A 13594-nucleotide genomic window follows, 5' to 3' on the forward strand; every position below is an offset into this window, starting at 1 on the left:
ACTTTCTAAAAAGCTATTTTAACAAATAGAAGCTCATATACACAAGTAAAGGGAGTTGCCAAAAGCAACTCCCTAGTCTTATACGAGTAAAGAAATGTAAAGTTTCGTTATTTCGGTTCAATCAAACCATAGCGTCCATCGTTGCGGCGGTACACCACGCTGACGTCGTTGGTATCGCTGTTTTGGAAAACGAAGAAGCTGTGTCCCAGCATATCCATCTGCATGACGGCTTCCTGCGCATCCATCGGTTTCAGGTCAAAACGCTTCGTTCTGACAATATCAATGTCAACATCTTCCTCATCGACATCTGGTATCATCACAGCTACTGGCTGACTATCGCGCTGTCCGACTTTCGCAGCGGAATCAACCCGCAGCTTGCGCATCAGTTTCGTTTTATGCTTGCGAACTTGACGCTCCAGCTTTTCTGCCACCAGGTCAATAGCGGCATACATATCCTCGTGTGTTTCTTCTGCTCGGATAATCACCCCGGCAAGCGGGATTGTTACCTCGATTGTGCCTTCTCCACGATGTACATGCATGGTAACTTGTACATCTGCAGGTGTAGTTTCGAAATATTTTTCGAGACGGCCGACTTTCTTTTCCACATACTCTTTCAGTGCTGCGGTGACTTGAATGTTTTCTCCACGAATATTAAATTTCATGGTTCCAACCTCCTTCCGTCTATATATAGGTATTCGGCACCCCTGTAATTAATCCTGCTCCAAGCTAAAAAAAATCTTAGTGAAATTTTTACAATCCGGCAATAATCGACAGAATTTTACCAATACTCGCTAGTTTCCCTATGTTATAATAGAGAGGGTAGTCACTCAATCCTATATCGCGGTCGTCATCGCACTGGAGGAATCCTCATGGCAGAGGTGAAACCTTCTCATTCCATTATTGGTACTACGCTCGCGCAAGACGTCTACAATGAGTACGGCCTGCTTCTTTTGCCCGCCGGGGCAGTCCTTCACCTGAGTGACATTCGACTTTTGGAGGCACACCACATTCAAGCTGTGCACGTCACTTCTGCGTCGGAAGCTCCCGAGCAGCCTTTGCCCATTCTGCATTGGAACGAGGCAGAAGCTGCCCGCGAGTACATTGCAGCAGTCAGAGAAACCGAGCACCTTTTCAAACAGATCGCTACAGGTTCTGTTCCTCCCCTGCATCAGTTCAACAGCACATTTTATCCTCTGCTGGACCAAGTGCTCCAGCGAATGGGCTTCCTCCGGTTCCTCTACATCAAGGAAGGCACGGAAAATTACACCTATCGCCATTCTCTCAATGTCGGAATCGTAGCTGCCCTGATCGGTAAAATCGCAGGACGACCCCAGGACGAAATCTACCGCTTGGGACAAGCCGGTCTCTTGCATGACGTAGGGAAGATGATGATTCCCGACGAGATTTTGTCCAAACCCGATCGCTTGAGCGATGAAGAGTACGAGATCATGAAGCTGCACACCCTCTACGGCAGCGAGCTGCTCCTGTCGATGGAGGACGCTGACGAGTGGATCGCCAGGTGCGCTCTCATGCATCACGAGCGCCTGGATGGCAGCGGCTATCCTCATGGCTGCCAAAAGGAAGACATCCCTCTGGAGTGCCAGATCATCAGCGTTGCTGACGTGTTCGACGCTATCTGCACAGACCGCGTCTACCGCCGCGGTACCTCTCCCTTTCACGCTGCCAACGTATTGTGGGAGCTGGCATGCCAAGGCCAACTGAACCCTTTGATCGTTTCGCGTTTTATCCAGTACATTATTTTGCTCTACGTCGGCTCTCAGGCGTTGCTCAGCAATGGAGACCACGTCGAAATCATTATGATTCATACCGATGAACCGATGCGTCCACTCGTTCGCCGAGGAGACGAGTTTTTGGATTTGCGCGAGCATCGCGCGCTTACCATCACCCGAATGATTAGCTAGACGTAAAAATCCCCCCGAGCCTGATGTTGGCCAGGGGGATTTGCTGTCAGCGATATGATTTACAGTTTGACGACATTGGCTGCTTGCGGCCCGCGGTCGCCTTCCACAATATCAAATTCTACAGCTTGTCCTTCTTCCAATGTCCGAAAACCATCCGACTGAATCGCGGAAAAGTGGACAAATACGTCGTCGCCACCTTCTCGCTCGATAAAACCAAAACCTTTTTCTGCGTTAAACCATTTTACTTTGCCTTGCATGAAACAGCACAACCCTTTCTCTTGTAAAAATTTGGATTACAAATCTTTGTGTGTACACCTCTAGTTTCTCCAAAATCAGAAGCTGCATTCTTCTATCTCGTTGAATATTTTTTCTCCAATCCTCTTACGACTACCCGCGACAGGAACAACGTGAGCACCAGGTACACAGCCGCCTCTGTCAAATACGGCGGGTAGCGCTCAAACGTGCTCTTCGCCACGTTCATGGCGGCGTAATTCAACTCCGGTGTCGCAATAACGGCGCAGAGGGAGGAGTCTTTTAAAAGGGCGATAAATTCGTTCCCGATGGCAGGAAGCATCCGGGTAAACGCCTGCGGCAAAATAATCAGCCGCATCGCCAGCCCCTTCGTCATCCCGAGCGAGCGTGCCGCTTCCATCTGTCCCGGATCGATCGATTGAATCCCTGCGCGAAAAATCTCGGCGATGTAGGCCGCTGCGTTGAGCGACAGCGCCACGAATCCGGAGTAGATCGCTTCCGGACTGCTCTCTCCCGAAAAAAACAGTCCCCAGATAGACGGGATGACGGCGAAGTGAATCAGCAAAATTTGCACCAGCATCGGCGTCCCCCGAAAAAGCTCCACGTAGATCGAGCATGTCCACCGCCAAAAGCGGTTCGACGACATTTTGCCCAAACTGATAAACAACCCCAAAAAGGTCCCGCAAACGGTAGCAACCGCCGTTAGTAAAATGGTATTGATAATGCCTCGGATAAACAGCTCGCGATATTCATAGATGACGCTCCAGTCCAATGGCAAGTCCTCCCTTCGTGTATGTCAGCACTGGAGTAATAAACACCGGGTACGTCCCGCGACGCACCCGGCTATTGACTAGTTGGTGCCAAAGTACTGGTTGTAAATTTCCTGGAGCTTGCCGTTTTCCTTGATTTTCTTCAAGCCTTCGTTGACTTTGTTCAACGCGTCTGTGTTGCCTTTTTTCACCATGATGCCGTAGTATTCTTTTTCAAACGAGTCGTCCTTAATCAGCTTGAACTTCTTGTCTTGGATTTTTTTCACGTAATATTGCAGTACGCCATTATCGCCAACAACGGCATCGACACGGCCGTTGAAGAAATCGTCCACGGACGAAGGCATGTCGTCATAGCCCATCAAGCCTTGATACGTGTCGCCAAACGCCTTTTTGACCACTTCTTCCCCTGTGGTTGCAGCCTGTACCCCGATCTTCATGCCTTTCAGATCGGCCAGCTTGGTCACTGGAGAGTCTTCTGCTACGAGAATGAGCTGATTGGCTTCAAAGTACGGTTCCGAGAAGTCGTATTTTTCCTTCCGCTTGTCCGTGATCGTGATCGACGAAATCCCGATGTCCACCGTCCCTTTGTCCAGCCCGTCGAACAGCGGGTCCCAGCCTGTGTTTTTCCACTCGATCTTGAATCCTCCCGCTTCTGCGATCGCATTCATCACGTCAATGTCATGGCCGCTGATTTTGTCGGCCTCCAGCATCTGGAACGGCGGATAAGCTGCATCTGTTCCTACCACGTACACTTTTTCACCCGAGCCGGAGCCTGACCCTGAGCCGCTCGCGCCAGTTCCGCTTCCCGAGCTTTGCTGGCCACCCGATCCACAGGCTGAGACCAAAAGCCCCACGCCTACGACCAGCACAAGAGACTTGAACCACTTTTTCCCGATACGCATTAAAAATCCCCCTTGTTTCTCTCTGTGTATGCTTACTTTTCCCCAGCACTGTCCACATGGAAATCATGTGTTTTTTGCGTTCTCCACAAAGTTATCCACATTATCCACATGACGTTGTGCACAAGCTGTGTATAACTATTTTCCTGCGCGTTCTGCGGCTCTGGTACTATGGTTACGGAGTCGAGTTTTGGTATAGAACTGGAATTAGCAGCAAAAAGGCAGGATTCGTATACACCGGATATACTTCTATCCTGTATATAAAAATCCTGCCTGAAAACGATCTATTTATCTGAAAAATACGAATTATTCTTTTTCCGCCAAAATAATAACCTCTACCCGGCGGTTGCGCGCGCGGTTCTCTTCGTTCGAATTGTCCACGAGTGGCCTGTATTCTCCCAATCCTGCCACCGTAAAGCGCGACGCCGGCAAGGAATATGCATCAACCATTTCCCGCATCACCGCAATAGCGCGGGCAGAGGACAGCTCCCAGTTGGACTTGTATGCGCTGCGCGAGATCGGCACGTCGTCTGTGTAGCCTTCGATCCTCACTTTGTACTCGTAGCGCTGCAACACACGTGCTACAGTGCCTACGACCTCTTTCCCCTGCTCCTGGAGATCAGCAGAGCCACTGGCGAACAAAATTTTCTCCGGAAGGCGGATGCGCAATCCCTCTTCGGTCTCCTCGTAGTCCAGATTCAGCTCGGCCAAAGCGGACGAGAGCTGGTTGTGCACCGTCTCCATATCGCGCTCACCCGTGTCCGGCATGCCGACAGGCGGCTTTGGCACGCTCTTTTGCGCCTGCTCTTGCTCCTGTGTGCCTTTTTCATCCATGGTGCCTGTGAGCGCCTTTTTTTGCCCCTCCAGTTGATGAATCTCGCGTTCCAGCTCCAGCTTTTGCAAATTCAACAGATCGAGGCTCTCATGCACCTGCTTCAGATTGGCCTGCTGTTCAGCTTGCTCCTTTTTGGCGGCTTCGCGCTGGGTCTGAATCTTCGTCATTTGCGTCGCCGCGATGATAATGACGATGACGAACAGCAGCGTAATCAAGTCGCTGTAGCTGATGAGCCAGCTTTTCTCCAGCTCTTTCTCATCGTACAACCGATCGTCATGCATAGCGATCCTGCCTTTCAATCGTGCCCTTCATGCTACCAGGCTCTTTGACGAGCACCAGCTTCTGGTCGCCTGGCAAAAACGAGTTGAGCTTTTCAAACAGCAGGCGCGGCGTCTCCATCCGCTGCAAACCGACGCAGCCCTCGATATACAGCCGTTTTTCAAACATTTCCCGGTCGTACAAATCCATCATCCGGTAGTAGCAGGGCAGCGCGAACAAGTTGGCAAGGAGCGCACCGTAGAGCGTGGCGACAACGGCTGCGCTCAGGCTGTGCCCTGTGAGTGCCATGTCTTCCAGCGATTTGAGCACCCCTGTCATCCCGAGCAGCGTCCCGACCAGCCCCATCCCTGGCGCAAGCAAGCTGATGAGCCGAAAGAAGCCTGCTGCCTGTTGGTAGCGATACTGCTCGCCTTTCAGCTCGTTCTCCAGGATCATTCGCAGCTCGGCTTCAGGCACGCCCTCGATCGCCAGCAGGCTGCCGCGCTGCACGAATGAGTCACGCTCCTGCTGCAGTTCGCGCTCAAGCGCGATATATCCCTGTTCTTTCTGGACGAGCGCGTAGTAGTAGAAGCGCTTGATCGTCTCCTCGACGTTGCTGTCCCGCCCGTGAATCAGCAGGCGGATCATTTTTTTCAGGTCGAGGTGCTTGCGCTTGATCGCGTAGGAAACCACTACAGCGAGCGCGACCAGCTCGATGGCGGTCACGTTCAGCAGATCGGCGAGGTTGCCGTTCATGTAAACGGCGTGTATGAAAATGAGGACGACGGCTCCGATCAAGGCGAGTGAGCGGCGTTTTGTGGACAATGGTGTCACCTTCCTAACGTTCTTTCCTGGTAAAGCGGGTTGAGGTTTTCTATTGGTGTATCGGTTGATTTGAATTCCATTATTATAGCAGAGGTTCGCTCTGCCGATAAATGTAAAGAATGGACATGGCAGGAGAGGAGGAAATTCGATATGGATATCAGTTCCATTATGGGCGCGCAAGTAAGCCAGCTCCAGCAAACCGTAGGCCTGAGCATGCTGAAAATGGCGCAAGCTACCCAGGCAGCAGGCGCGATGGTAATGCTCCAGGATTTTACCAATGCCCAAGCAACGACACAGGCTCCCCACCCTACACTTGGGAAACAGATTGATATCAGCGTGTAATTAGGCAAGAAAAAAGCGAAGAATCCCTTCTTCGCCATCGGCTTTAACCAGACCTCATCCCTTTCTTTCGGGGTGAGGTTTTTCATTGGAGAGCCTTGCTGCTTTTCCTCTGCGCTCTGTGAGCCCCTCGATCCCATGCTCCCGGTAATTTTTGACCCATCTTCTGATATAAGAGCTACTGATTAAATTCAGCTCTTTCGTCACCCGGTTGTAGCCCATTCCTTCTTCCAAGTACATGTTTACCGCTTTCAGCTTGAATTCGGTTGTGTAACTCGTAAATTTCTGGCCTTTTACAGGCATAAAAATCCCTCCTGAATCGAACAAGTACGGCTAATTGACGCACGCACCTATTCAGTCAAGAGGGAGCTTATCCAAATGTATCATGACCGTTATTTCTTGGTGTCAAAAAAAGCGCCATATGCCGGAGATCCGCTATAGCCTCCGTACTGTTTGTTAGCCGTTCGACCGCGTTGGATCTGGTTGATTTTCTCGGACAGTTCGTCCTGCTTCTCCTGCATAACCGGAAGCAAGCGCTGGTCAATCTCCAAAAATGGCGTGGCGTACTGCAGATTCCATTCTGGCGGCAGAACAAATCCCCGATCGATTGCATCAGCAATTTGCCCCAGTACCTCTTCGCGTTTGTCCAACAGCTCGAGCCATTCCTCCGGCTCTGTTTCTTCCTTCAAGACGGCTTTCTCCAAATCATGAGAATGAAGCAATAGCTGTTGAAATAGCGGCTCGACTGTCTCTCTCGTTAGTTGAAATGACATCTCCATCCGCTACCCTTGCGTTTTTGCCAAGACCATGGCTTGCTTCCATGTGTCGCGGAATTGGGTGAGAAGTCCTTCTACCTCATCCAGAATAGAGGTTTCCTTTTTGAGGTTGGCTTCAATCAGTCTTGTTTGCATATATTCGTACAACGACATCATTTGTTGGGCGATCGGGTATTTTTGATCCAACGTCACCATCAGTTCGCCCACGATGTCTTGCACGCGTTTGTTGTACTCGTTGGCTTTGTCGAATTTTTTTTCGGCAATCGCTGCTTTTGACTGCTTCAGAAATTTCAGCGCTCCGTTGTAGAGCATCAACGTCAATTCCCCTGGATTGGCTGTGTTTACCGAGTTCGTTTGGTAAGCTTGTAACGATTGTTGATAGGCCATCATATCCGGCTCCTTTCGATCCTACCTGCCGCTGCTGAATTGCTGGGCGAGCCAACTACTCTGCGAATTTGCCTTGCTCATCGCTTGTTCCATAGCGGTGAATTGGCGGTAGTAGCGCTCCTCCATGTTCTTCATGCGCAGCTCCAGAGTGCTGATGTTTTTCGTGAGAGTTTTCATTTGTCGGCCCATGGAGTAGCTGTCGGAGATATCGCCCATGGAAGAAGAACCGGCAATGTCTGTAATTTTAGACATAATGCCAGTCAGACTGTTATACAGTCTTTTGGCAATTCCCGTTTCTCGTAGCATCTGGTCTTTGTCTGTCGTTGTCTCCGCCGGATTTTTGGTAAACAAATCCATTACTTGTGTGCCGTTTTCACGAATGGCTTTGCGCAGCTTCTCTTCGTCAATGTACAGCTTCCCTTTTTCCATGTAGTTGGCATAGCTGAACTTGGCATCCGCTTTTGCTGTGCTGATCCCGATATCAGCGAGGGTATCAAACTTTTCATCGCCCATGCCTGCTACAGCCGTAGAGAAGATTTGGCGCATCTCCGTGAGTGCGGATGACAGGACAGAATCGCGAAGGAGAAGGCCGCTTTTTGCTTTCTCTTCCCATTTCTCGATTTGCTTCTCATCCAAAGCGCTTTTCTCTTCCTCGAGCAGAGGCTGATAGTCTCTGTAACGAGGCTCGCTGATTTTTTTATTGATCTTGTCGATGACTTCGTTGTACTTATCAATAAAATTTTTAATAGACTTGAAGATGGCCTCGTCGTCTTGCATAGAGCTTACGGTAAACGATTCTGCCTTTTTCAGTTCGAACTCGATGCCGTCAAAAGTAAACTTGTTGCTGCTGATTGCGGTCGTCACGCCATTAATGGTAACAGATCCGTCTATGCTTTTTTGGCCCTGCGCTTCTTTGGTTGCCGGATCTCCTGCTGCAACGCCGCTATCAAACAGACCAAAAACTTTCGCGTTGTCATCATTTGTGTACTCGAGCTTGATTTTTGCATTTTCCCCAGCGGAAGTGGAAGAAAAAATCAATTTACCGTTAAAGAAAGTTGCTGCTACCCCTGTCTTGGAGGTCTGTTCATTGATTTTTTTAACAGCGCTCTCCATGGAATCGGTATCGTTGATCGTAATTTTCGTACCATTCACCGTCAGTTCGAAAGATCCGCTCAAACCCGCAGTAGACAGATTTTTCGCAGAATCGGCTGCTGCCACTGTCGTAGTCGTATCCATTCTAGCTGGCTCGGCTTCTGTAGCCAGGGTGTTTACCGTCACTTTGTAGGTAGGCAAATTAGGCATTCCTACTTGCTTGATCGAAGCCGCACCTTCATTATCTGATACGAGCTTTTTTTTCAGGTATGGACCTTGCAAACGCATGTCGCTTACTGTGTTCAGGCGGAAATCCAACAGCAGCGCGTTCATTTCGCGGTAGGCATCGCGCTTCCATGTTTCCAATTGCTTTTTCTGCAGCATCTTGTTTAAAGGTGCGCGCTGGGCTTTCATCAATTCCTTGACCATGCTGTCCGTATCCAGTCCGGAAACGAGACCAGAAAAACGAATCGGACTAACCATGTCAATCCCTCCTTCTCTATCGTTTCTCGTCAACCAACAACCCGATCATTTCTTGCATTTTGGCCGCTATGTCCATAATTTTTTTGGAAGGAACCTGGCGAATGACTTCTTTAGTCGAGTCATTGACGATTTCCACATAATATTCTTTGAGTTGCTCGTGCAGACGGAATTGGAGATGCGTGCTTTGCGTTTGCTGTATCCATTTGTTCAGGTCGTCTACCGCTTTTCCGAGTTCCTTTTCGGAGTACTGCTGCGTAGCTGTCTCTGCCTCCGGTTTGCTTTCCTTTGCCGCTGGTACACCTGCAGACGCTGCCTGTACAGGCACTCCCGCTGCCTTCGTCCCTAATCCTGATTGACTATTGATAGATACGTCCATGTATTAACCTCCATTCCGGTTTCTCCTTATTGTATGTATCGGAAAAAATGGAGGAGGATTTAAGGAGGATATACCTCGAATGAGAGATTTCTTTCCGTGGGCATGACAAAAAAGAGACCTTAGATATCTAAGGTCTCTTGGGGTATTTCGATTAGCGGAGCAGTTGCAGAACGCCTTGTGGCTGTTGGTTAGCTTGAGCCAACATAGCTTGTGCAGCTTGAGCCAAGATGTTGTTCTTGGTTTGTTCCATCATTTCTTTCGCCATATCTGTATCGCGGATACGAGATTCAGCAGCAGTCAGGTTTTCGGAAGAAGTGTTCAGGTTGTTGATGGTGTGCTCCAAACGGTTTTGGTATGCACCCAGTTTAGCGCGCTCGCCAGAAACGATTTCCAGAGCTTTGTTCACTGTAGTGATTGCTTTAGATGCATTAGCCGCAGTAGATACATCAATTGCATCAACACCCAAAGATGCTGCTCTCATATCTTGAATAGTCATATCAAAGGATTGACCTTCATTTGCACCAATTTGCATCGTCAATTTGTCTTTATTGATAGTCAGTTGTGCTGTAGAAGTAGCTGCACCGCTAGCTGTCAAAACTAGACCTTTCAGGGCACCATCAGTAATAGTGAGGTTTCGTCCATCATTCTTATCCACAGAAACAGTTACTGCGACACCATCTACGGTAATAGCTGCGTCAGCACCAGCAACGGTGGTAATAGTCCCCATAAGTGTAGCGGCTGCATTTCCAGTGATACTGTTTGTTTGAGATCCAAACTTAGTATTAGTGAACTCAAGATTGTTACCGTTTTTGGAAGCAACCAAACCTGTTTTACTGGTGTACTCATTCAATTTATTAACAATTTGGTCATGAGTGTAAGTACCAGCTTCAAAAGTAATGGTTGTACCATTCAATACGATCGTGTCATTTGTCCCTTTTGTGATTGTTACACCAGTCGACAAGTCAGCGTCACCAGTTTCAGTTCCTTTAACTGCTGCTGTCGTTACTTCAATGCTATATGTTCCAGATGTGATGCTTTCAGCAAGAGCGGATTTTACACTTACGTTTGCAGGAGTACCGGAAACAGCTTTTGTTCCGAAGTCACCAGAAAGCAACGTTTTAGTATTGAACTCAGTAGTATTAGCAATACGATCGATTTCTTGAGTCAACTGATTGATTTCTTTTTGCAACTCACCACGATCGCTGTCAGTGTTAGTATCATTCGTAGATTGAACAGCCAACTCACGCATACGTTGAAGGATAGAGTGGGTTTCATTCAAAGCGCCCTCTGCTGTTTGAATCAAAGAGATAGCATCTTGGGAGTTTTTGGATGCCATGTCCAGACCACGAATTTGTCCACGCATTTTTTCCGAGATCGCCAAACCAGCCGCGTCATCGCCTGCACGGTTGATGCGAAGACCGGAAGACAATTTCTCAATATTTTTGCTAGTAGCAGCAGAGTTGGTGTTCAACTGACGATACGTGTAACTATGTAATCATAGAGGGGGGGTGGGTGACGAATGAATTGCTTCCCTTTGACTTCTCCCCTATGAACCTCATAATATCCGTGAGTAGTAACCGTCAAACAGTTGTACGTACGTAACGTCTTGAAAAGTTAACCTATTTAGGATTTCTTACCCCTTCATCAAACCCTCATTATTACCAGTTACCTCCATTATCCTTTCCTAAAAGTATACCTTCGCTTTCTCCCGTTTTTACTCAATCTAATGCTCTATTTGAATAATAACCCCACGTTTCGCAACTATCCAACAAGATACCCCGACTTTAAATAGTGTAAGGAGTTTTTCAAGAATATGCAGAAGCTACCTCATAATATTTATCGCAACTATCCCCCCACCCTACTGCGATAGATACGGTGAGAGCACTACCTGGTAACGTGCCAGTTTACATATATCAATTGGGAAGGTCATGTGTGAAAGGCTAGCCACCTACTCCCCACTCTAATTAAGAAACAAACGCGTTAAAAATTTGAAGGGGGAAGGCACATGAGCACCATCAAAGTGTCAATCGACAGAATCGTTGTTGAGTACAAAGACGTTTATTGGGATTTCTTCAATCCATTCAAGCAACGCTTGTGTGATTACTATGGTATCAAGGAATACATCAAGCAATGGGGTTACAAGTACCACTTGCATATCAAGGAATCAGCAGACGAATACCTGCACATCTCCTATCAGCAATGGGGCGAGGGGCGGTCAAGGAAACATACGCTGCAAATCGAGACCAATCCACTTCACCTTAACCGCTTTAGTCGTTGGTTATTGCCGTTACAGAACCAATCGAGTTCTATCAGGTTCGTCCGTTCCGACATTGCCTATGACATTCCTTATCCCATGACCAACGTGTTTACGTCCTCCCTGACAGGCAGACGCATGAACCTTTATGAAGGAACTCGTTACTATGGGAAAAAGTCACAACGGCAACAACATGGTTACTGCCGTGTTTATGACAAACGGGCGGAACGACTTGAGAAGAATGGAATCGACATCGGACATGAACTGACTCGAATGGAAATCGTGTACCGTCCAGAAGAGAAAATTATCCTGCAAAATTTGATACAACATCCGCCAGAGTTTAACGGACTTTACAGTTGCAAGATTATTACGGAAACCACTTCCATTAAGCCCATAAGAAGGGCAATGCTTTTAGCTGTCCAACATCAGCATATGACCCTGCAAGATTTCAGCGGTCATCACAAAAGGGAACTCAAGAAAGCACTGGACGCTCAGCAGCATGTGGATTTAAATCTATTGGCGCAACAGCATTGGGATGACATGGTAACCGTTCCTTGTGCCATCCTTTGTGGGGCGGTCAATCGAGGTCTTGCAAGCTAATAATCTTATTCAAGTTCAAGTAATTCCTGCAATTCAATGTTTAACGTCTTGCAGATGATTTCCAACGTGTCAAAGTACACACTGGTAGCCGTATTAGAGCAGAGATGGCTAATGGTATTCGGGCGGAGACCTGTCAGGCGAGCAAGTTCACGCTGTGACATCCCTTTATTGTTCAATATCTCTTGCAATCGTACTTTTATTGGCATAGTGTTACTCCCTCATAGAATAAGCTACTGCCCTAAATATATCACGTTACACCGATACAGTCATTGTGTGTATCGCATATCCGATATATAATAACGGTAGTTATATCGCAGTAGCGTTACATTAATCAGAATTAACGTAACGGAGGGAGATTCTCAATGAATGTCATCGGTTATATCCGTGTCTCTACACAAGGACAAGCCAAGGACGGTTACAGTCTCTCCTACCAACAGGATGAGATTGAAACATACTGCAAGGAACAGGGGTGGAATCTCCTTCATGTCTTCAAAGATGAAGGAATCAGTGGGGCTAAAGTCGATGAGGACACTTTAGAAGTGGACAGGGAGGGCTTTCAGGACATGCTAGCGGTTTAACCCCTTAAAATTTGAGTCTTTCTCCCTTATTCTCGCATTTTCATATGCTTCTTCCCTCCTTCAACCACCTAGGAGTCTAGGAAGGAAAACGCCTAGCGTCAAGGAGATCACTTGACCCCAGACGTTTTCCTTCCTGCTTGTCAGCTAGGTTGAAGTAGGGATCATTCTGCAATCCTTTGCCATACTACACTTTCACAACAAATGGTGTAATGAGTTGCAAGGCAAAGGCTTTACCAAATTCTACAGGTGATAAATCGTACAAGCTTCCATGAATCCGTCGCTGATTATAAAAGAGCAGATAGTTTGTCACGATTTCATAGGCTTCTTGATAGCTCTGAAATTCATTCCGCTGCAAACATTCTTTCTCCAAAACACTGTGAAATGACTCAATGTGAGCGTTTTTATTGGGTGTCTTTGGAGGAATTCGCTCATGCACCGTTTGGAAATGCTGACAGGCTTCTTCAAAGGCATGGCTAATAAACTGTGGACCGTTATCCGTACGGATAACAGGGCGATCATCACAATTGAATTGCTGCCGTTTCCACAAAGCACGTTGGAGAATCTGAGCAGCATGTTTTCCTTCGCAGGTCAGTCCGAAATGGTAGTCCACGATCGCTCGATCATAGACATCAATGAGACTCATCAGGAAAAAGAAACGCTGTTCTCCTACGATAAATCCGTATTTTACGTCCATCTCCCACAATTGATTCGGAGCGGTAATCTCTCGGTTGTTTGCCAACTTTCGAGGATGTTTCCTTTTCTTTTGTCGTTGTGGTTGCAGGAGTTCTTCTTCTTTCAGCAAGCGGTAAACCTTTTTCTTGTTGATGACCAGTTGGTGGTCTCGCCGTAGGCAGACGGTAAGCTTTCGATATCCATAAGCAGATTCTTCATCGGCAATCAGCTCGGATAGCCATTCTTTGATTTGTTCGTCACTGACAGGTTGTCCGT

General features: G+C 47.8%; 16 protein-coding genes and 2 pseudogenes. 4 read left to right on the plus strand and 14 right to left on the minus strand.

Annotated elements, in window-relative coordinates:
* Positions 1–107 precede the first annotated feature (107 nt).
* Complete coding sequence (hpf, locus tag AC3WQH_RS17350) at positions 108–662, minus strand: ribosome hibernation-promoting factor, HPF/YfiA family (protein ID WP_005829846.1); 555 nt, start codon at positions 660–662, stop codon at positions 108–110.
* 207 nt (positions 663–869) lie between these two features.
* Here hpf and AC3WQH_RS17355 point away from each other — a divergent pair, with 207 nt between their 5' ends.
* A complete protein-coding gene (locus AC3WQH_RS17355; protein ID WP_007778004.1) occupies positions 870–1922 on the plus strand; it encodes an HD-GYP domain-containing protein in 1053 nt (350 codons plus the stop codon).
* 59 nt (positions 1923–1981) lie between these two features.
* On the opposite strand, the gene AC3WQH_RS17360 is transcribed toward AC3WQH_RS17355, so the two are convergent.
* The 5 genes from AC3WQH_RS17360 to AC3WQH_RS17380 form a co-directional block, all read right to left on the minus strand.
* Positions 1982–2179, minus strand: a complete 198-nt coding sequence (locus AC3WQH_RS17360) for a cold shock domain-containing protein (protein ID WP_005829843.1) — start codon at positions 2177–2179, stop codon at positions 1982–1984.
* A gap of 92 nt (positions 2180–2271) precedes the next feature.
* Positions 2272–2946: an amino acid ABC transporter permease gene (locus tag AC3WQH_RS17365; RefSeq protein ID WP_007778010.1), complete on the minus strand. Its 675-nt coding sequence runs from the start codon at positions 2944–2946 to the stop codon at positions 2272–2274.
* A gap of 78 nt (positions 2947–3024) precedes the next feature.
* The gene (locus AC3WQH_RS17370; RefSeq protein WP_310670354.1) at positions 3025–3846 is read right to left on the minus strand and encodes a basic amino acid ABC transporter substrate-binding protein; all 822 of its coding nucleotides are present in this window, start codon (positions 3844–3846) and stop codon (positions 3025–3027) included.
* Positions 3847–4149: 303 nt separating this feature from the next.
* Entirely contained in the window at positions 4150–4959 is an 810-nt protein-coding gene (locus AC3WQH_RS17375; protein WP_007778016.1) for an OmpA family protein, read from the minus strand.
* Complete coding sequence (locus AC3WQH_RS17380) at positions 4952–5761, minus strand: motility protein A (protein ID WP_492332175.1); 810 nt, start codon at positions 5759–5761, stop codon at positions 4952–4954. Before AC3WQH_RS17380 ends, AC3WQH_RS17375 begins: the two co-directional genes overlap by 8 nt.
* 150 nt (positions 5762–5911) lie before the next feature.
* On the opposite strand from AC3WQH_RS17380, the gene AC3WQH_RS17385 reads away from it, so the two are divergent.
* Entirely contained in the window at positions 5912–6103 is a 192-nt protein-coding gene (locus tag AC3WQH_RS17385) for a putative motility protein (RefSeq protein WP_005829834.1), read from the plus strand.
* 54 nt (positions 6104–6157) lie between these two features.
* On the opposite strand, the gene AC3WQH_RS17390 is transcribed toward AC3WQH_RS17385, so the two are convergent.
* The 6 genes and pseudogenes from AC3WQH_RS17390 to AC3WQH_RS17415 all read right to left on the minus strand — a co-directional run.
* Complete coding sequence (locus AC3WQH_RS17390) at positions 6158–6403, minus strand: helix-turn-helix domain-containing protein (protein ID WP_005829832.1); 246 nt, start codon at positions 6401–6403, stop codon at positions 6158–6160.
* Between the two features lie 89 nt (positions 6404–6492).
* Positions 6493–6789 carry a flagellar protein FliT gene (locus tag AC3WQH_RS17395; RefSeq protein WP_221842369.1) on the minus strand — a complete coding sequence of 99 codons (297 nt, stop codon included), beginning with the start codon at positions 6787–6789 and terminating at the stop codon, positions 6493–6495.
* Positions 6790–6882: 93 nt separating this feature from the next.
* Positions 6883–7263: a flagellar export chaperone FliS gene (gene fliS, locus AC3WQH_RS17400; protein WP_005829829.1), complete on the minus strand. Its 381-nt coding sequence runs from the start codon at positions 7261–7263 to the stop codon at positions 6883–6885.
* 21 nt (positions 7264–7284) lie between these two features.
* Positions 7285–8838: a flagellar filament capping protein FliD gene (gene fliD / locus AC3WQH_RS17405; protein WP_492332176.1), complete on the minus strand. Its 1554-nt coding sequence runs from the start codon at positions 8836–8838 to the stop codon at positions 7285–7287.
* A gap of 16 nt (positions 8839–8854) precedes the next feature.
* On the minus strand, positions 8855–9214 hold the full coding sequence (locus AC3WQH_RS17410; protein WP_492332177.1) for a flagellar protein FlaG: 360 nt from the start codon (positions 9212–9214) through the stop codon (positions 8855–8857).
* Positions 9215–9365: 151 nt separating this feature from the next.
* Positions 9366–10697 (minus strand): annotated as a pseudogene (locus AC3WQH_RS17415) (flagellin N-terminal helical domain-containing protein); the annotation flags it as partial.
* A gap of 522 nt (positions 10698–11219) precedes the next feature.
* Between AC3WQH_RS17415 and AC3WQH_RS17420 the strand changes: the two are divergent.
* Positions 11220–12068, plus strand: a complete 849-nt coding sequence (locus AC3WQH_RS17420) for a hypothetical protein (protein WP_005829821.1) — start codon at positions 11220–11222, stop codon at positions 12066–12068.
* Positions 12069–12073: 5 nt separating this feature from the next.
* Here AC3WQH_RS17420 and AC3WQH_RS17425 read toward each other — a convergent pair whose 3' ends face one another.
* A complete protein-coding gene (locus AC3WQH_RS17425; RefSeq protein WP_005829819.1) occupies positions 12074–12274 on the minus strand; it encodes a helix-turn-helix domain-containing protein in 201 nt (66 codons plus the stop codon).
* Positions 12275–12430: 156 nt separating this feature from the next.
* On the opposite strand from AC3WQH_RS17425, the pseudogene AC3WQH_RS17430 reads away from it, so the two are divergent.
* Positions 12431–12640 (plus strand): annotated as a pseudogene (locus AC3WQH_RS17430) (recombinase family protein); the annotation flags it as partial.
* 190 nt (positions 12641–12830) lie between these two features.
* On the opposite strand, the gene AC3WQH_RS17435 reads toward AC3WQH_RS17430, so the two are convergent.
* A partial coding sequence (locus AC3WQH_RS17435) for an IS3 family transposase (protein ID WP_492332178.1) occupies positions 12831–13594 on the minus strand: 764 nt, incomplete at its 5' end.

The sequence above is a fragment of the Brevibacillus sp. FW301-21C12A genome (assembly GCF_058788915.1).

Coding starts and splice junctions, on each gene's coding strand:
- hpf (WP_005829846.1), bottom strand. CDS start 662: ATGAAATTTAATATTCGTGGAGAAAACATTCAAGTCACCGCAGCACTG.
- AC3WQH_RS17355 (WP_007778004.1), top strand. CDS start 870: ATGGCAGAGGTGAAACCTTCTCATTCCATTATTGGTACTACGCTCGCG.
- AC3WQH_RS17360 (WP_005829843.1), bottom strand. CDS start 2,179: ATGCAAGGCAAAGTAAAATGGTTTAACGCAGAAAAAGGTTTTGGTTTT.
- AC3WQH_RS17370 (WP_310670354.1), bottom strand. CDS start 3,846: ATGCGTATCGGGAAAAAGTGGTTCAAGTCTCTTGTGCTGGTCGTAGGC.
- AC3WQH_RS17375 (WP_007778016.1), bottom strand. CDS start 4,959: ATGCATGACGATCGGTTGTACGATGAGAAAGAGCTGGAGAAAAGCTGG.
- AC3WQH_RS17385 (WP_005829834.1), top strand. CDS start 5,912: ATGGATATCAGTTCCATTATGGGCGCGCAAGTAAGCCAGCTCCAGCAA.
- AC3WQH_RS17390 (WP_005829832.1), bottom strand. CDS start 6,403: ATGCCTGTAAAAGGCCAGAAATTTACGAGTTACACAACCGAATTCAAG.
- fliS (WP_005829829.1), bottom strand. CDS start 7,263: ATGGCCTATCAACAATCGTTACAAGCTTACCAAACGAACTCGGTAAAC.
- fliD (WP_492332176.1), bottom strand. CDS start 8,838: ATGGTTAGTCCGATTCGTTTTTCTGGTCTCGTTTCCGGACTGGATACG.
- AC3WQH_RS17410 (WP_492332177.1), bottom strand. CDS start 9,214: ATGGACGTATCTATCAATAGTCAATCAGGATTAGGGACGAAGGCAGCG.
- AC3WQH_RS17420 (WP_005829821.1), top strand. CDS start 11,220: ATGAGCACCATCAAAGTGTCAATCGACAGAATCGTTGTTGAGTACAAA.
- AC3WQH_RS17425 (WP_005829819.1), bottom strand. CDS start 12,274: ATGCCAATAAAAGTACGATTGCAAGAGATATTGAACAATAAAGGGATG.